Here is a 17,158-nt window from a genome sequence, read left to right on the forward strand (position 1 = left end):
AAGCTGAAGCATGTGTTACAAGTCCTTTATTTACCTATAATCTTCTGAGCCATGGTGCCGCTCAGCACCCCGAAGATGCCGATGCCGCCCTGCACGTTGCCATAAATGGCGGAGGGCTGGGCGAAGGGGTTGCCGTTGGCTTGGCGCGCATCGCGCACCGACTGCCGGAAGCGGTACATGGCCCGCTCGGTGTGGTAGAGCGTGGCCGTGACGGTATCGCCGGGATAGAAGCGGTAACTGGTGCCCAGCACGAATTCCTGGCCGTTGAGCAGCCGGTCCTCGACCGACATATCCATTTCCGGGCTTTTGAGCAAGGCGCCCTTGGCCGGGTTGCCCTTGTGCAGCTGCAGGCGGTAGCAGTCGTCGAGCGGGGCCGGGTCGCGGAAGCTGGTGAGGAAAAGGGCCTTGCGCTCGGAGCCGGTTTTGTCGTTGAACTGGTAGCTCACCGAGTCGATGGGCACAGGGGCCAGCATGGTGGTGGTGGCGGTGGCGTGGCGGCCCTTGGTGTCCACCACATCGAGCTTGAATACGTCGCCGGCCTTGGCCACCAGCGGGTCGCGGCCGATGTGAGAATGGAATTTCACGCCCGAAGTAGTGTCAATCAGCGCCCGGTAATTTGGGTTGAAGGCCAGTGGCACCAGCGTGCCGTTGGGCATGGTGAGCGTAACGGTGACATCGGTGGGCACCTGCGGCAGCACGGCGCTAATGTAGGGCACCGACGTGGTGACGGCCAGCTCCGGCACCTTGCCCGGCTGGAGGTAGCATTCCACCACCAAATCGGATGAGAAAGCCGGCAGCGGCACGTTGATGTCGTTTTGCAGCTTGCCGCAGCCAGCCAGCGCCAGCAGAGTTAAAAACAGGACGAAGATTTTAGGCAGGGAATTCATCGGGAAATGCTTAAACAGTCGTGTCGAGCGCAGCCGAGACATCTCGCTGGCGCAAGTCAATATTTACTACCACATGCGAGATGTCTCGGCTACGCTCGACATGACGTTCTGTTAAAACCGGAAATTGTACGTCAGCGACGGGATGACCGGGAACAGCGATACCTGCTTAGCCTGGAAGCCGGTGGTGCGGCCGCTAGCCTTGTCCTTCACCGTATCGAAGAACACGAAATAGGCGTTGCGCCGGTTGTAGGCGTTGTAGATGCTCAGGGTGAGGTCCTGGTCGCGCCGGGCCCCGATTTTGTACACCACGCCGAGGTCGAGGCGGTGGTATGGGATGAGGCGGTAGGAATTGCGGTCGGGGTACACGGGCACCGGGCGCGGGTCGATGCCTACGCTGGAGCCCGGAATATCCTGCACGCCAAATCGGCCCTGCGGCAGCGTAGTGAGGTTACCCGAGGTATAAATAAAACTGGCAGTGAGGCTGATACGGGTGTTGAGCTTGTGTATTACCACCACAGTCAGGTTGTGGCGGCGGTCATAGTTGGGGTGGAAATCCTGGCCGCCGTTCACGCCGTTGGTGCCGTTCTGGGGCTGGAAATTGCGCCAGCTCCAGGCCAGCGTGTAGCCAATCCAGCCGGTGGTTTTGCCGGTTTTCTTTTCCAGGTACAGTTCGTTGCCGTAGGCCCAGCTCTTGCCGAAAATGAATTCCTGGTCCAATTCGGGGTTCACGAACAGCTGCGCACCATCGCGGAAATCGACTTGGTTGCGGCCCCACTTGTAGTACAGCTCATTGGTGAGCAGGTACTTGCCGCCGCCCAGCAGGAAGCTCGCGCCCCCGCTCACCTGCTGCGACTGCTGAGGCTTCACCGACAGCCGCGACGGGTACCAGATATCCGTGGGCAGCGACGCGCCCGAATTCGTGACCAGGTGCACGTACTGGTACATCATGGCGTAGTTGAGCTTGAACGACGTCTTGTCGTTCAGGGCGTAGCGGGCGGCGGCGCGGGGCTCCAGGCCGGCGTACTGGTTGGTGCCGCTGCGGAAGCCGGTCAGGCGCAGGCCGCCTTCGAGCTGGAGCTTGTCGGTGGCCTTGTAGTTATCGGAAGCGTAAACGGCCCCGTCGAGGGCGTCGTAGCGCACGTCGGAGCCGATGTCGAGGCGGCCATCGCCGGTGCTGGCGCTGAGGCGGCCCACGCCGAAGTGGTGCTGCGTAAACGTGGCCCCGGTCTTAATCTGGTGCCGGTCGTTGGGAGTGTATTCGAAGTCGGTGCGGCCGGTGTAGTCCGTGATTTGCGAGCCCAGGTTGAAGCTGAACACGTTGGCCAGCTGGTTGGTAAGCGTGTATTTGTAGTCCGACACCGACACGGTAGTATTCACAAACAGCTTGGGCGAAAACGTATGGTTCCAGCGCAGCGAGCCCAGGGTATTGCCCCACTGGAAGCTGAATTTGAAGCCGTTCGGGCTGCTGAAGCCGAAGATGTCGCGGCCCAGGTAGCCGGTCAGAAACAGCTGGTCTTTCTCGCCGAGGGTGTAGTTGGCCTTGGCGTTGAGGTCATAGAAATAGTAGTCGGGAATGGGGCTGTAGTCCTCCTTGCCCTCATTGGCCTTGTTGAGCGCCCGCGTGAAAATGTCGAAATAAGTGCGCCGCCCACTCACGATGAACGAGCCTTTGCCCTTGTTTATCGGCCCCTCGTAGGTGAGACGCGACGAAATCAGGCCCACGCCGCCGGTGGCCACGTAGTGCTGCCGGTCGCCCTCACGCAGCTTCACATCGACCACCGACGACAGCCGTCCGCCAAACTGCGCCGGGAAGCCCGACTTGTACAGGTCCACGCTCTGCACGGCATCGGAATTGAACACCGAAAACAGCCCGAACAAGTGGTTGGGGTTGTATACCACCGTGTTATCAACCAGCACCAGGTTCTGGTCGGCCGAGCCGCCGCGCACAAACAGGCCGCTGGTGCCCTCGCCCCCACTCTGCACCCCGGGCTTCAGCTGCAGCGTTTTCAGAATATCGACCTCGCCAAACAGGGCCGGCAGCAGTTTGGCCTCGTTAATACTGAGGTGCTCGACGCCCATCTGGGTGGTTTTGAGCTTCTGCGCCAGGGTCACGGTGCCCTCCACCACCACTTCGCCCAGCTCGTTGCCGCTTTCTTCGAGGTTGAGACTGAGGCGCTGGTTTTTAGTCAAAGTCACCTCGCGGGTGATTTGCTGGTAGCCGATGAAGGCGATGACCAGCTGATGGCGGCCCGCCGGCAGGCTCAGCGAATAGTGGCCGAGCGAGTCGGCCGCCACGCCAGTTCCGAGGGCGGGCACGGCCACGCTGGCGCCGGGCAGGGTTTCGCCGCGCCCGCCGCGCACCGTGCCGCTGATGGTGAACCGCGCCGCCGTCTGGGACCAGCCGGCCCGGGGCCAGCCCAGTCCCAATATGAACAGCAATAGGTAGTAACGTCGGGAAAAGCTAAAAATCATACGGTGGCAATCGAGGAACACGCAAAGGTAGCGTCCTCCCCAACGCCGGCATCCGCCGGATAGTTTAGCGCCCGCGCGCGCCCGGCCTACTTGCCCACGAACGGCTGCAAAGCCTGCGCGATTTGGGTGGCCGGCACCACGCCCGCCTGCCGCCACACCGGCTGCCCCTGATGAAACAGAATCAGCGTGGGAATACTCTGCACGCGATATTGCTGAGCTACAGCCTGGTTGCGGTCCACATCAATTTTGATGATGCGCACTTTGCCGCCATGCTGGGCCGCCACCTGCTCCAGAATAGGAGCCATGGTTTTGCAGGGGCCGCACCAGGTGGCAAAAAAATCGACCAGCACCGGCATTCCGGGGCTGTTGATGAGTTCGGGAAAAGACTTGCGAGGCATGATGCGTGACGGTTAAGCGAAAATTCAGAACGTCTGACCTGACTATAACGCAAAAAGCCCGGCGCGGGGCCGGGCTTTTGAACTTTGCGGTCGGAACCGGCTCAGCTACTTGTTAATAATCGTCACGTCATTGGCCACTTCGGGAATCGTGAACCGGCCACCCACGGCTTTCAGGCCCTTCACGCGGCATTCCCAGGTGTAGCGGCCGGGGATGGCGCTGGCCGCTTCCCCCGTTTCGGCCTTGAAATATTCGGGGTCGGAGGGGTCGGTGGGGAAAAGCACGTCTACACCGGTCTGGCCTTTGGCCAACTCCTTCACCAGCAGATAGTCTTTGCCGGTTTTTTCGCTATGCACAATAAAATTGGCCGTGTAAGGACCAAGCTGGCCGTATTTATCCAGGATGCCCAGCTTGATTTGGGCGGTAGTGCTCACCATCCAGGTTTGCGCGTGGGCGGCGGGGGCCGGGCCCAGCAGCAGCAACATCATCAGCGCACCGCCCAGCCAGCCGGCCAGCGGCCACTGTTTGAGCTGTAAAAATGAGGGTACAGTTATCATCACGGTTAAAAGATTTGGAGAAAAATGGTGAAACGCGGCTGAACAGAACGGGTGGTAATATGCAAAACCTCCGCACATTACTGGCCAAGATAGTACGCCGACAACGAATCCGCAACTTGCAGCGGGCGAACACTGTTGGCATCTCAGCCAAACTATTCAAGCCCGACTACTATCTGCGCAATGCCCAGGCCACGCTCGCGGTCCGTCTCATGGCCGCCCGATAATTCAATGCCGGCCCCGGCCGGCCACCGCTGCGGCCTCTGCGAGCGGGAGGTGCAATCGACCTCGCGCCACCACCTCGTGCCGCGCGAAGAAGGCGGCAAATACGGCCCCACCGTGGACCTGTGCCAGCCCTGCCACAGCAGCGTGCACCGCTTTCTGAGCAACCGCGCCCTGGCCCGGCAATATTCTTCGGTGGAAGCGCTGCGGGCGGCCGAAGAGCTGCAAACCTACCTGCGCTGGATTCGCAAGCAGCGCGTGGAGCGCATCAGCAACCGGCGCGGGCGGCGGTAGGCGGGGTTGCGCCGCCCGGCATTTTTGACGGAGCTTTGCCGGATGAACCGCTATTTCGTGCCTTTCGCGCAGCTTCGGCAGCAGCCTACTATTGTGGTGGATAGCGTGGGCCTTGGGGCCGTGCTCACGCTGGCGCACTGGCGCGGGGCGGCCACGCCCCCGGCCCTGCGCGACGATACCAGCGCCGGCTCGGCGTTGCGGGCGCTGTACGAGCCCACCACGCCCGGCCTGGAGGCAGCGGCTGTGACGGCCAATCATTTTGATATCGACGGCTTTGTCGGCGTGTGGTGCCTACTTAATCCAGAGCTGGCCCTGCAACACGACGCACTGCTGCGCATGGTGGCCGTGCTGGGCGACTTCCGGGAAATCGACCTGGCCCACCTGCTGGCTGACGACGCACTAAAGCTGGTGTGCTGGCTGAATGCCGAAGAAAAAGCCCGCTTCTACGAGCCGTTCGGTGCGCCCGCCCGGCGCCGGCGCGAGGATGAGGCCTCGGCGGAAAAATTCGACTGGTTTCTGCCCCGCTTCGCCGAAATATTGCAAAATCCCGAGGCCGGCCGCGTCGCCTGGCAGCCCGAATACGACCGGGTGCAACAGGCAGCCGCCATTATTCGAAGCAACCAAACCACGCGGCAGGAATATCCCGAAATCGGCCTAACCGTGGTGCGCACGCCCGCGCCGCTGCCCTATTATGCTCTGTTCGGCCCCACCGCCGGCTGCGACATCGTGCTGAGCCAGTACGAAGACAACCGCTACGAGCTCGAATACAAGTACACCACCTGGATTGACCTGGCCAGCCGCCCCACCTTGCCGCGCCTGCCGCTGGCCCCGCTCGTAGCCCGCCTCAACGCGCTGGAAATCAGCGGCCGCACCTGGGCCGCCGACGGCATTACCGATACCGGCCCGCTGCTGCGCCTCACCGGCCGAAAGCTCAGCAAAGCCGAGCGCTACGCCGACCCCGACGGCCGGCCGATTTACCCGTCGTCCATCGCGCCGGAGGTACTGGAGCGGGAGGTAGTGGCGTTTTTCAGCGAAGGTTACGCCGGGATTGAGGCGAAGAAATACTGGACCTGGCCGGAGGTGAAGGCGGCCGCGGTGTAGCGCGGACTCTGTAGTCCGCGAGTCCGGAAATTATGCTGACTCGCGGACTACAGAGTCCGCGCTACACCGCGCAGTCGGTTTCTTCGCCGCGCACGTCTACCAGGTGCACCGAGCTGTTGCCGCCCGCGCCGGGCCGCACCCGAATCTGGGTGCCGATGCGGTCCTTGAGGTCGGAAACGTGGGAGATGATGCCAATCATCTTGCCCGAATGCTGCAGGCGCTCCAGCGCGTCGAGGGCCGTGTTCAGGGCTTCGGGGTCGAGCGTGCCGAAGCCCTCGTCAATAAACAACGACTCGATGCGGGCCTTGTGGCCGGCCAACTCGCTCAGGCCCAGCGCCAGCGCCAAGCTCACCAAGAAGCTTTCGCCGCCCGAGAGCGAGGCCATGGGGCGCACGGTATCGGCCTGGTCGTGGTCGATAATTTGCAGCTCCAGGTTGCGATTGGGCGTTTTGAGGATGGTGTAGCGGCCGGTGAGCTGGCGCAGGCGCAGGTTGGCCAGCCGCGCCAGGTGCGTGAGCGTAAGCCCTTGGGCAAACTGGCTGAACTTGTCGCCCCGCGCCGAACCGATTTGCTCGCTCAGGTCCTGCCAGCGCTGCTCTTCCTGCTGGCGCAGCAACAGCTCCTGCAAGCCGGCGGCCTGCTGGGCGCGGGCATCGTCGTCCAGTTTCAGCTGGTTGCCCACGGCCCCCAGCTTCTGCTGCAGAATATCATCGGCGGCCGAAAGCGTGTTGAGCTGGGCCGTAAGCTCGGGGGCCGAATGCGGCGTGAGGCCCGCCTCGGCGTGGTGGCTGAGCTCGGCGGTGAGGTCGGCGAGGCGGCGGGCAGCGGCAGTCTGGTTGGTGAGGTGCTCCTGACGCACCTGCTGCAGGCGCTGGGCTTCGGCGGGGGGCAGCAGCAGGGCGCGGGCTTCGGCGGCAGTGGCGAGGCCGGCGGTGGCCAGGGCGGCGGTGAGTTCGGCCTGGCGCAGCGTGTGGGCCGCATGGTGCGTGGCTAGCTGGGTTTGCAGACCATCGCGCCGGTTCTGCTGAATTTCGAGGGCTTTCTGCTGGTCGGCCAGCTGGTTTTGGCTGAGCTGCTGGGCATTGGCCAGGCGCAGGGTAGCCTGGCGGAGCTGCTCGGCTTCGGCAGCGGGGTTGGGGCCGGTGTAGGTGCGCTGGCGGGCTTGCTGCTGCAGTTGCAGGGCCTCTTGGTCAGCCGCCAAAACGGCGGCGGCGGCGGCAAGTTGGGTTTCCTGCTGCTTAAGGGCCTGCTTATTGGCATTGCGCTGGCTGGTTTTTTCCAGCAGCTGTTTTCCCAGCTCGCTGAGCGTGGTAACCTGGGCTTCGTAGTGGTCGGCTCGCTCCCGCAGCGTGGCCAGCAGACCGTCGTAGGGCGGCCGGGCGGGCAGCTCCAACTTGTGCGGCTGCAGGAAATCCCGAATCGAGCTTTGAAAAATCTCGGCCTGCTCCTGCCAGTATCCCAACTCATCAGCCAGCCGGGTTAAGTCCGCCTCGGTGGTCGTCTGCCGGTCCACTAGGCGCGGAATCTCACGCTGCGCGGCGATGATGGCCTCACCGGCCTGCTGGTATTTCTCGCGCAGCTCGGCCAGCTTTTCATCGAGTACGGCCAGGCGACGGCGGGCGGCGACGGCGGTAGCCTGCTCACCAGTAGCTGCTTCCAGCAGCGCACGCACGGCGGACGGGTCGGCCGGCTGGGCGGGCGCGGGCATCAGCGCCGCCCCGAGCGCTGCGGCTTGTTGGCGGGCAGTTTCGGCGGCGGTGACGGCCTCCTGGTGCAGCCGCTGGCGCTGGCGCTGCTCGGTCTGGTGGCGGGTGAGGGCCGTGGTGGCGTGGCGCAGCTCTTCGTCGAGGGCAGCCAGGGTCTGCTCCTGCTGGGTCACGCGCAACTCCTGGGCATCGGCTTCGGCCGTAAAATCGGGGGCGAAGGCGTGTTCCAGCGCGCCGCACAGCGGGCAGGGCTGGCCAGCCTCCAGGTGCTGGCGGTGGGCGTTGAGGTCGGCCAGGGCCTGCTGGGCGCGCAGCTCGCGGCGGTAGCTGTCGAGCAGCTTCTGGCCGTCGGCACGGCGGGTTTCGAGGTGAGCGGCGGCCGTTTCGGCCGTCGCGAGGGCCGGGGCCTGCTGGTCAATTTCGGCGGTCAGGGCCTCGGCGCGGGTCTGGTATTCGTGGGTGGCTTCGGCTTTGGGCAGCAGCTGTTGCAGGGCTTGCCGGTGGGCGGTGAGGTCGTCGGCGCGCTGGGCCAGGGCGGCGGCCGTGGTGCCGGCCAGCAGGGCATCGCGCTCGGTGCGGCAGGGCTGTCCTTCGTCCTTAATGGCCTGCTGGCGGGCCTGGGCCTCGGTTTCGAGGCCGCGCTGGCGGCGCAGGTCGAGGGCCGTCTGGTCCTGGTTTTTGCGCAGCTCGGCGCGGCTGGCTTCGCGGGTGGCTAATTCCTTCTGCGCGCCTTGCAGGTCGATTACTTCACGGCTGATTTGATTTATCTGCTTGTCAAGAAATTTCTCAGCGCTGTGCTCATTGAACCAGTGGTCCAGTTCAGTGCTCCGGGTTCGCAGCGCCTCAATCTGCTGCGTCTCGCGGCTTACGGCAGCTTCGGCTTGGTCGTAAGTTTTCCGGCTTTGGTCGTGGGCTTCGCGCTTCAAGCTCAGTTGATGTCGGGCGGCGGCAATCTCAGCATCCTGCTGCTGCGCTTTGCTGAGCAGGGGGCGCAGGCGGTTTTCATCAGCCAGCGCGGTGGCGTGGGCGGCGGTGGCGGCGGTGTGGGCAGTGGTGGCGGCATCGGCGGCCAGCCGCAGGCGGGGCAGGGCTTCGGCCAGCTCGCTCAGCTGAGTTTCGTCGCTGGCGACTTCCTTTTCAGCGGCAGCATCCAGTTCCAGCGGCTTATCCACGGCGGCGGCGCGGACGTGGCCGGCCAGCCGGGCAAACTCGGATTGCAGGGTTTCGTCGTGGCGGCGCAGGCGCTCGGCTTCGCGTTCGGTTTCGGAAAGCTGCTTATCCAACTGGTCGAGGATGGTGCGCCAGGTCAGACACACCGTAAGCTCCTGCTGCTCCAGGTGGTGCCATTCGGCCTGCTGGTGCAGCACATCGAGCTGGGTTTCCAGCGCCGCCCGCTCCTCGTCCGTCAGCAACCGAGTGGCATCCAGCTTGGCGCGCAGCAGCTTGGTTTTCAGTTCCTCTTCCTTCGCCTTCTCAAATGCCGCCACACTCAGCCGCGAGTAGATGCCCACGTTGGTCATCTTTTCCAACAGGGCGCTCCGCTCCTTTTCCGGTGCGTGCAGGAAGCGCGCAAATTTGCCCTGGCTCAGCAGCACCGACTGCTCAAACTGCCCAAAATCCAGCCCCGACAGCTCCCCTACCCGCTTCGGAACCGCCTCCTTGCCGCTGATAACGGCCACGTTGGAGGGGCTCATTACCAGCGTCATGGCATCGGCATTGAGGGCGCCTTTGTCGTCGCCGCGCACTTTGCGCTTCACCTCCCAGCGCGAGCGGTAGCGAACGCGGTCTACCACCCCGGTATCGGGGTTGGTTTCGTGCACTTCGAATTCGACTTCCGAAAAAGCGTCCTTGGCGTGGCGGCTCACCATCTCGCCCACCTGGCGGTCGTGGCGCGGCACGCGGCCGTAGAGGCCCACGGCAATGGCATCGAGCAGCGTGCTTTTGCCCGCGCCGGTGGGGCCGGTGATGGCGAAAAGCCCCGTGTCGGCCAGCGGCGTTTCATCGAAGCGAATGAGGAACGGACCGGGCAGCGAGTTCAGGTTAGCGAAGCGGACGCTGATAATTTTCATAGCCTAAAATTACGCCCGCCGCCCCCGGCAGTAAGCGGGCGCCGGCGGGCGGAAAACGGGGTCCCGGCAAGTGCCGGGCTATTTGGTGGGGGCCGCTTTTTGGCGGCGGGCGTCTTCCGCCAGGTAAAATGTGGCCTCCTGCTGGTAGGGCTGCAGGTCCCAGCGCGACTGGGCGCGGGCCAGGCCCACCAGCGCCGTCTGGATGGCCGTGCGCTGCTCGGGGGTGCATAGGGCACTGGTCGAATCGGCAAGCAGCGCCGTGTGAAAGCGGTCGAGCTGGGTTTCAACCTCGGTCACCTGCTCGGCCCCTTTTTTGGGCAGCTGGTCGGCCGGCGTGCGCTGCATCGGAAATGCCTGGCCCCGGTAGGTAGCCATAGCGGTAGTCGACGCAGCCGTCGGCGCATTCTTCTTGTTGGCCGCCATGCGGGCCAGGTTAATGCCCGCCACAATGCCGTGAACGAGGTTGGCCTGGGCACAGGCTTCCGTGGTGGTACCCAGCAGGAAAGCGAGGCCGAGGGCAGGCAGTAGTATCTTTTTCATGAGTAGAATGAATGTGAAGGCCAAAAGTACCGCCGAAACGTCACTGCGCCAGCCTTATTCGGCGGTGCCGCCCCAGGCCAGCGGGTCGGCTTCGGCTAGCAGCTGGCGCAGCTCGCCAAAGGTGGCGGTGAGCAGGGCGGCCCGCTCGGGCGGCAGACTGGCTACGCGGCGGCCAAACACCTCATCCACGGTCAATTCGTGCAGCAGGGCCAGTGGTATCGTGCTTTCGGCCAGGTCGGCGGCATCGGTGGCGCGCTGGTGGCGCACACCGCGCGGGGCCAGCACCTGGGCTTTTTGCAGCTGCAGCACAGCCTGCACGCGGCGCTGCACTTCGGCGGGGGTTTCGTCGGAGCGCACCAGCACATCGGCCCAGGCCACATGCTGGAAAGCCTCATTGGTAAAGGCCAGAATATCGGCTTCCACCTCCTCCAGGGTACCATGAAAGCGCTGCAAGCGCCGCGTGACCGGCACCGGAATACTGGTGATGGCCGGCACCCCAGCCCCCTTAAATTCCAGCAATAACACTTGCTGCTTGTCGTCGGCCTCGGTGAAAGATAGTGGCACCGGCGAGCCCGAGTAGCGGATGTGCGCCCGGCCGCCCACCACCTGCGGGCGGTGCAGGTGGCCCAGGGCCACGTAATCGAACGCGGCCGGAAAGTGCTCGGCCCCAATCAGCCCAAGCCCGCCGATGTGCACGTCGCGCTCGGCCCCTTCGCGGGCCTCGCCGCCGGCGGCGTAGAGGTGGCCGGTGGCCAGCACGGGCACGTTCTGCTCGCGCTGGCGCATCACCGACTCGTGGTCGGCCAGGGCGGCGTAGTGGTCGGCAATGCTCTGGCGGATGCGGAGTTGGCGGTCGTCGGGGGTTTCGCCGGCTACGGCCAGGCGAATGTCGCGGTCGCGCAGGAAGGGAACAGCGCACACCACCAGCCCCGGCCGGCCGTCGGCTCCGTTGAGATGCAGAATTTGCTCGGCGGGGTCGGTGGGCACGCCGCCCACGACGTGGATGCGCAGCTGCCGCAGCAGCTGCCGCGAGGCGTTGAGCATGGTGGGCGAGTCGTGGTTGCCGCCCACCACCACAATGTCGCGGCAGCCGGTGGCCTGCATCTTCACCAGAAAGGTGTAATACAGCTCCTGCGCGGTATAGGAAGGCGTTTGGGTATCGAAAATATCACCAGCCACTACCAGCACCTCAATGGCCTGGGCCTGCACCGTGAGTAGCAGCCAGTCGAGGAAGGCCTGTTGCTCGGTGGTGCGCTCCTGGCCGGTGAGGAAGTGCTGGCCGAGGTGCCAGTCGGCGGTGTGAAGAACGCGCATTGAGATAGAGGACAGGGGAAAGGTGCATAACCCGCAATCCGATAAAAATCGTTTGGAGCGGTTCCGCAAAGTTCCTCCGGAATTTGGGATTTGCGCCGTACGCGGCGAGGGCTAATTATCCTGATTAACCAGGTTCACCACCAGCGTTACCATCGTGGCTTTGTCTTCGGGCTGGCTTTCGGCGATGAGCAGCGTAAGGGCTACCAGCGCATTATTGGCCAGCAGTTTTATGCAAAAAGTGCATAAAACTGCTGGCCAATTCAAACTGTCAAGGATTTCATGACTGTTGTCCTTATATTTTCATGCCTGTATTCAAGGAAATCCAGCAACTATGGCGTCAGTAAAAGCAAAAGTCCTTGAGACTATCATTGATGATTTTCACTCGCCAGCTCTTGCTGGCTTGAACTACGTGGCAAAAACCAACAAACTCGTTATTTACTATCACAGCGATGGAAAACAAGACATTGATTACGAGATAGTTTTTGAGAATCCCAGAGGCTTCAAAATGCTAGATGAAGGCGATATGTGCAATTACTGGGAAGATGCTAAAATGATTAATAACTGGTTATTTGAGATAGAAAGCGGTGGCTGGCTCGATACAGAAGATGCTGCCGGCGGCTTTAGCTCTAAAGCACTTGGGTTCAGAGAGTTTTTAGTAGCCAGTTCTGATGACTGTGTATCAGTGATAAGTAATTGCGAACCTGAAATCATAAAGCTTCCTAAGATTTGAGCAATAAAAAAGGCCGTTGGAAATATTTCCAACGGCCTTTTTTATTGCTCAAATTTCTACAAGTGAATCACCTCACCATACGCGGCCGCAGCGGCTTCCATGATGGCTTCCGACATGGTGGGGTGCGGGTGCACGGACTTGATGATTTCCATGCCGGTGGTTTCCAGCTTGCGGGCCACCACTACTTCGGCAATCAGCTCGGTCACGTTCATGCCAATCATGTGGGCACCGAGCCACTCACCGTATTTCTTGTCGAAAATGACTTTCACGAAGCCGTCTTTGGCACCGGCGGCGCTGGCTTTGCCGGAGGCCGAGAAGGGGAACTTGCCCACCAGCACGTCGTAGCCTTTGGCTTTGGCCTCGGCTTCGGTGTAGCCCACGCTGGCAATTTCGGGCGAGGCGTAGGTGCAGCCGGGGATGTTCTGGTAGTTGAGCGGCTCGGGGTGGTGGCCGGCGATTTTCTCCACGCAGATGATGCCTTCGGCCGAGGCCACGTGGGCCAGCGCGGGGCCGGGCACGATGTCGCCGATGGCGTAGATGCCGGGCACGTTGGTCTGGTAGAAATCGTCCACCAGCACGCGGCCGCGCTCTACCTTGATACCCAACTCCTCGATGCCGATGTTCTCGAGGTTGGTGGTCACGCCCACGGCGCTCAGCACCACGTCGCACTCAATTACCTGCTCGCCCTTGGCGGTTTTCACGGTCACTTTGCAGCCTTCGCCGGCAGTGTCCACTTTGGTTACTTCGGCGCTGGTGAGCACGTTCACGCCAATTTTGCGGAACGACTTCTCCATCTGGCGCGAAATCTCCTCGTCTTCCACCGGCACGATGCGGGGCATGAACTCTACCACGGTCACTTCCGAACCCATGGTGCGGTAGAAGTAGGCAAACTCAACGCCGATGGCACCCGAACCTACCACCACGAGGCGCTTGGGCAGCTGCTCCATGGTCATGGCCTTGCGGTAGCCGATGATTTTCTTGTTGTCGACGGGCATGGTGGGCAGCTCGCGCGAGCGGGTGCCGGTGGCCAGAATGATGGACTTGGCTTCCACCATTTCCTTGCTGCCGTCGGCCTTGGTTACCTCCACCTTGCCGGGGGCCAGCACTTTGCCGGTGCCCATCACGGTTTCGATTTTATTTTTTTTGAACAGGAAGGTGATGCCCTTGCTCATGCCGTCGGCCACGCCCCGGCTGCGGCCGATAACGGCTCCGAAGTCGTAGCCAATGCCCTCAGCCTTCAGGCCGTAATCGGCGGCGTGGTTGAGGTACTCGAACACCTGCGCCGATTTGAGCAGGGCTTTGGTGGGGATGCAGCCCCAGTTGAGGCAAATGCCACCCAGCGACTCGCGCTCGATAACGCCCACTTTCAAACCCAGTTGCGACGCCCGAATGGCAGCTACGTACCCACCAGGGCCGCTGCCGACCACGACCAAATCAAATTGCAATGCCATAGAATGCTGCGAAAGATAAATGTATACCGGGCCCGGCTGGGGGGCCCACCCATTACAAGCCGTAAAGATAGCCGCCGCGCCGCGTCGGGATTGTAGTTGCCGGCGGGTAATCTTACCAACAAGATTTTGGCGCGGGCCGGGCCGGCAGCCAATTTTCTGATTGCCCCGTATAATGCCGGGCTACGGCACAGCTTGCCGACGCTACATATTCCGCATCTTATGAAACTACATTTTCGCCCTTCTATGGCGGCGCTCGGGCTGCTGGCTTTCCTCACCAACTGTGCTACTACCGTTACCGAGAAGGAAAAGCCGTCTAACACCAGCCAGCTGATGAACATGCCGGCGGCCTCCGACGCCCGCCGGCCCGACTCGACCGGCGCGGCCACTTCGGCCCCCGATGCCCGCACCACCGGCGAGGCCAATGGCATTGCCGCCACGCCCGCCACCGCCGTAGCCTCGGCCGCCGCGCTGGCCGCCGACCGGCCCGACCCGAATGCGCTGTCGGCTTCGGCCGCCTCAGCCGAGCGTGAAAAGGAGAAGAAAATGACGGCCCTCGACTACCGCAACATGCTGGCCAACGCCGATGCCATCATCAAAGTAGAGCCCAAAAACCCGGCCGCCTACCTGCAGCGGGCCAAGGCCAAAAGCTACCTCAAGGACTACGCGCAGGCGCTGCCCGACTATGCCACGGCCATCAAATACCAGCGCAATAACCCCGACGCCTACTACAACCGGGGCGTGAACCGCCTGATGATGAAGCAGTACAAATCGGCGACCAGCGACTTTTCGGGCGCCATCAAGTACCGCGCCGATGACAAGGAATCATACTTCGGCCGGGGCGTGGCCAAGATGCAGATGTACCAGTACAAGTCGGCGGTAATTGATTTCACCAAAGCCATTCAGCTCGATTCGACCTACGCCGATGCCTGGGAGTACCGGGGCATTAGCTACTCGTCGTTCGATAAGCTCTCCGAAGCCCGCCGCGACCTCGAAAAAGCCGCCACGCTGAACCCAGAAGCCGCCAAAAGCCTGAAGCGTTACGTGGGCAATGAGGAGGGCAAAGCGCCCATCAAGCCGACCCCGGTGGCGCGCCCCGGCACGGGCTACCACCCCCGGCCCGGCCAGCACTAGCCAGTTTATTATCAGCTAACGAACCAAGCCTGGACGTCATGCTGAGCAGAGCCGAAGCATCTCTACTGCACTAGTAAATCCTTTCGAATGGATTACTTACGCGGTAGAGATGCTTCGGCTCTGCTCAGCATGACGTTCTTTTTTTGTTCTTTCTCCACTCGCCTACTTGCCGCCAAATACCAGCTTGAAGTAGAAGCTCGGTTTCCGCAGCTGCTCGCGCAGGTCCAAATCCATAAACATCATGGAGAGCGTAGCCGCCAGCGTGGGGTTGCGGGCGGCGCGGTTGGCCACGATATTGAACAGGCTGGGAAAATTCAGCAGCCGCTGCATAACGGTGCTGATACGCAGCTCCTGCCACAAGCGGTTGTACACGGCTTTGTCGTAATTCTTTAGAAACTCAGGGCTGAAATCCTGCTTTTTCACCGCCTCCACGGCCCAGATGGCGGCGTGCCGCCCGCTCACCATGGCGTGCGAAATACCCTCGCCCGAAAACGGGTCGATGAGCGAGCCGGCATCGCCCAGCAGGCAGTAGCCGGCCCCCGACAGCGACCGGCGCTTCGAGCCCAGCGGCAGGCCAAAGCCCTTGACCGGGCCCAGCCGCGTGGCCCCTGCGAAGCGCGGAGCCAGCGTGGGGTGGCTGGCCAGAATCTCGTCGAGGCGCTGGCGCAGGTTGATTTTCTTATCGGAAACGGTTTTCGAGAGCATGCCCACGCCCACGTTGGCCTGGCCGTTGGGCAGCGGGAACACCCAGAGGTAGCCGGGCAGGAAATCCTTGATGAAGTGCAGCTCGATGAAATTATCAGGGCTCATGCCGCTCACGCCGTCGTAGTAGGTGCGCAGGCCGGCGCAGTGGTGGTCGGGCTCCAGGGCGTGGCCGGCCACTTTGCGGGCAAACTCCGATTGCGCGCCATTGGCCACCAGCAGCAGGCGGCAGGTGGCGATTTCCTGGCCGGCTTTATTGAATAATTGCCAGCCGGTGGGCGTGCGCTCGGTGCGGGCCACGTCCACGTTTTCGCGGAAGTCGATTTCCGGGCGCTGCCGCACTTCTTCGACCAGGAAATTATCGAAGTCGATGCGCTTGGCGACGTGGCCGGCGGTGGCATCGGCGGCTTTGTCGAATTTGGGCTTGAAGGGGATGCTGAGCTTGCGGCCGTTGGGCGCGATGAAGTCGATGCCCCAGCTGGGGATTTGCTGCGGGGAGGCGGCCAGCTTGGCGTGCAGGCCGGGCTCAATGCGCTTCAACTCGTTGATGACCTTGCCACTGAGGGCATCGCCGCAGGTTTTGTCGCGCGGGAAAGCGGCACGGTCCAGTAGCAGGCAGGGCTGGCCGGCGTTGGCGAGGTGCAGGGCGGCGGCGGCCCCGCCGGGGCCCGCGCCCAGGATGCAGATGTCGAACATTTGTGAGGTAAGCTTTAGCTTGCCGTGGGCCGGCAGCCTATTTCCTGGGGCAAAGGACGGCAAGCTAAAGCTTACCTCACATTACCTTCGCCCCATGACCAACACACTCACCGGAAAAGTAGCCCTCGTAACGGGCGCTTCCAAAGGAATTGGCCGCGCCATCGCGGCGCATTTCGCCCAGCTCGGCGCCGATGTCGCCTTCACGTATTTGTCCTCGGTTGAAAAAGGCCAGGCCCTCGAAACCGAGCTATCGGCCAATGGTACCAAGGTAAAAGGCTACCGCTCCGACGCCTCGGACTACGCCCAAGCCGAGAAGCTGATTGAAGACGTAGTGGCCGATTTCGGCAAGCTCGATATCCTCGTCAACAACGCCGGTATCACGCAGGACGGCCTGCTCATGCGCATGAGCGAGCAGCAGTGGGACAACGTGATGAACGTGAACCTTAAATCCGTCTTCAACCTCACCAAAGCCGCCACCAAACCCATGATGCGCGCCAAATCCGGCTCCATCATCAACATGACCAGCGTGGTGGGCATCAAGGGCAACGCCGGGCAGGCCAACTACGCCGCTAGCAAGGCCGGCATCATCGGCTTCACCAAGTCGGTGGCCCTGGAGCTGGGCTCGCGCAACATCCGCTGCAATGCCGTGGCCCCGGGCTTCATCGAAACCGAAATGACCGATGCCCTCGACCCCAAGCAGGTAGACGAGTGGCGCAAGGCCATCCCGCTGAAACGCGGCGGCCGGCCGGAGGACGTGGCGAAGGCCACGGCGTTTCTGGCCTCGGATGATTCGAGCTACATCACCGGGCAAGTGCTGCAGGTGGATGGCGGGATGCTGACGTAGGGAAAAATCAATGGCGGGCATCATATGGTTGCCCGCCGCTTTTTAATAC

General features: G+C 62.4%; 15 protein-coding genes. 5 read left to right on the forward strand and 10 right to left on the reverse strand.

From position 1 onward, the window contains the following. Positions 1 to 26: 26 nt before the first annotated feature. The 4 genes from HBN54_RS15210 to HBN54_RS15225 form a co-directional block, all read right to left on the reverse strand. A complete protein-coding gene (locus tag HBN54_RS15210) occupies positions 27 to 887 on the reverse strand; it encodes a DUF4249 domain-containing protein (protein WP_168674073.1) in 861 nt (286 codons plus the stop codon). Between the two features lie 111 nt (positions 888 to 998). Next, positions 999 to 3,359 (reverse strand): TonB-dependent receptor, encoded by a 2,361-nt coding sequence (locus HBN54_RS15215; protein WP_168674074.1) that lies wholly within the window; start codon positions 3,357 to 3,359, stop codon positions 999 to 1,001. An 86-nt stretch (positions 3,360 to 3,445) separates the two neighbouring features. Continuing rightward, positions 3,446 to 3,757, reverse strand: coding sequence for a thioredoxin (trxA, locus tag HBN54_RS15220; protein ID WP_168674075.1), 312 nt, complete (start codon positions 3,755 to 3,757; stop codon positions 3,446 to 3,448). Positions 3,758 to 3,862: 105 nt separating this feature from the next. Beyond that, positions 3,863 to 4,312 (reverse strand): hypothetical protein, encoded by a 450-nt coding sequence (locus tag HBN54_RS15225; RefSeq protein ID WP_168674076.1) that lies wholly within the window; start codon positions 4,310 to 4,312, stop codon positions 3,863 to 3,865. Positions 4,313 to 4,540: 228 nt separating this feature from the next. Between HBN54_RS15225 and HBN54_RS15230 the strand changes: the two genes are divergently transcribed. Further along, complete coding sequence (locus tag HBN54_RS15230; RefSeq protein ID WP_168674077.1) at positions 4,541 to 4,825, forward strand: HNH endonuclease; 285 nt, start codon at positions 4,541 to 4,543, stop codon at positions 4,823 to 4,825. A gap of 42 nt (positions 4,826 to 4,867) precedes the next feature. Further along, positions 4,868 to 5,926, forward strand: a complete 1,059-nt coding sequence (locus tag HBN54_RS15235) for a DUF6687 family protein (protein WP_168674078.1) — start codon at positions 4,868 to 4,870, stop codon at positions 5,924 to 5,926. Between the two features lie 61 nt (positions 5,927 to 5,987). Here the strand turns inward: HBN54_RS15235 and HBN54_RS15240 are convergent, their stop codons facing one another. From HBN54_RS15240 to HBN54_RS15255, 4 genes are all read right to left on the reverse strand, one after another. Further along, positions 5,988 to 9,701: an AAA family ATPase gene (locus HBN54_RS15240; RefSeq protein ID WP_168674079.1), complete on the reverse strand. Its 3,714-nt coding sequence runs from the start codon at positions 9,699 to 9,701 to the stop codon at positions 5,988 to 5,990. A gap of 78 nt (positions 9,702 to 9,779) precedes the next feature. After that, a complete protein-coding gene (locus HBN54_RS15245) occupies positions 9,780 to 10,241 on the reverse strand; it encodes a hypothetical protein (RefSeq protein WP_168674080.1) in 462 nt (153 codons plus the stop codon). A gap of 54 nt (positions 10,242 to 10,295) precedes the next feature. Further along, a complete protein-coding gene (sbcD, locus tag HBN54_RS15250; RefSeq protein WP_168674081.1) occupies positions 10,296 to 11,555 on the reverse strand; it encodes an exonuclease subunit SbcD in 1,260 nt (419 codons plus the stop codon). 111 nt (positions 11,556 to 11,666) lie between these two features. Further along, complete coding sequence (locus HBN54_RS15255) at positions 11,667 to 11,819, reverse strand: hypothetical protein (RefSeq protein WP_168674082.1); 153 nt, start codon at positions 11,817 to 11,819, stop codon at positions 11,667 to 11,669. Between the two features lie 67 nt (positions 11,820 to 11,886). Here HBN54_RS15255 and HBN54_RS15260 point away from each other — a divergent pair, with 67 nt between their 5' ends. Further along, positions 11,887 to 12,285 carry a hypothetical protein gene (locus HBN54_RS15260; RefSeq protein ID WP_168674083.1) on the forward strand — a complete coding sequence of 133 codons (399 nt, stop codon included), beginning with the start codon at positions 11,887 to 11,889 and terminating at the stop codon, positions 12,283 to 12,285. Positions 12,286 to 12,341: 56 nt separating this feature from the next. Here the strand turns inward: HBN54_RS15260 and lpdA are convergent, their stop codons facing one another. After that, positions 12,342 to 13,736, reverse strand: a complete 1,395-nt coding sequence (lpdA, locus tag HBN54_RS15265) for a dihydrolipoyl dehydrogenase (RefSeq protein WP_168674084.1) — start codon at positions 13,734 to 13,736, stop codon at positions 12,342 to 12,344. 219 nt (positions 13,737 to 13,955) lie between these two features. On the opposite strand from lpdA, the gene HBN54_RS15270 reads away from it, so the two are divergent. After that, positions 13,956 to 14,867, forward strand: a complete 912-nt coding sequence (locus HBN54_RS15270) for a tetratricopeptide repeat protein (protein WP_168674085.1) — start codon at positions 13,956 to 13,958, stop codon at positions 14,865 to 14,867. Positions 14,868 to 15,029: 162 nt separating this feature from the next. Here the strand turns inward: HBN54_RS15270 and HBN54_RS15275 are convergent, their stop codons facing one another. Further along, positions 15,030 to 16,265 carry an NAD(P)/FAD-dependent oxidoreductase gene (locus tag HBN54_RS15275; protein WP_168674086.1) on the reverse strand — a complete coding sequence of 412 codons (1,236 nt, stop codon included), beginning with the start codon at positions 16,263 to 16,265 and terminating at the stop codon, positions 15,030 to 15,032. A gap of 94 nt (positions 16,266 to 16,359) precedes the next feature. On the opposite strand from HBN54_RS15275, the gene fabG reads away from it, so the two are divergent. Beyond that, a complete protein-coding gene (fabG, locus tag HBN54_RS15280; protein ID WP_168674087.1) occupies positions 16,360 to 17,109 on the forward strand; it encodes a 3-oxoacyl-[acyl-carrier-protein] reductase in 750 nt (249 codons plus the stop codon). The last annotated feature ends 49 nt before the right edge of the window (positions 17,110 to 17,158 follow it).

Source organism: Hymenobacter artigasi (assembly GCF_012275535.1).
GTDB classification, from domain to species: Bacteria; Bacteroidota; Bacteroidia; order Cytophagales; family Hymenobacteraceae; genus Hymenobacter; species Hymenobacter artigasi.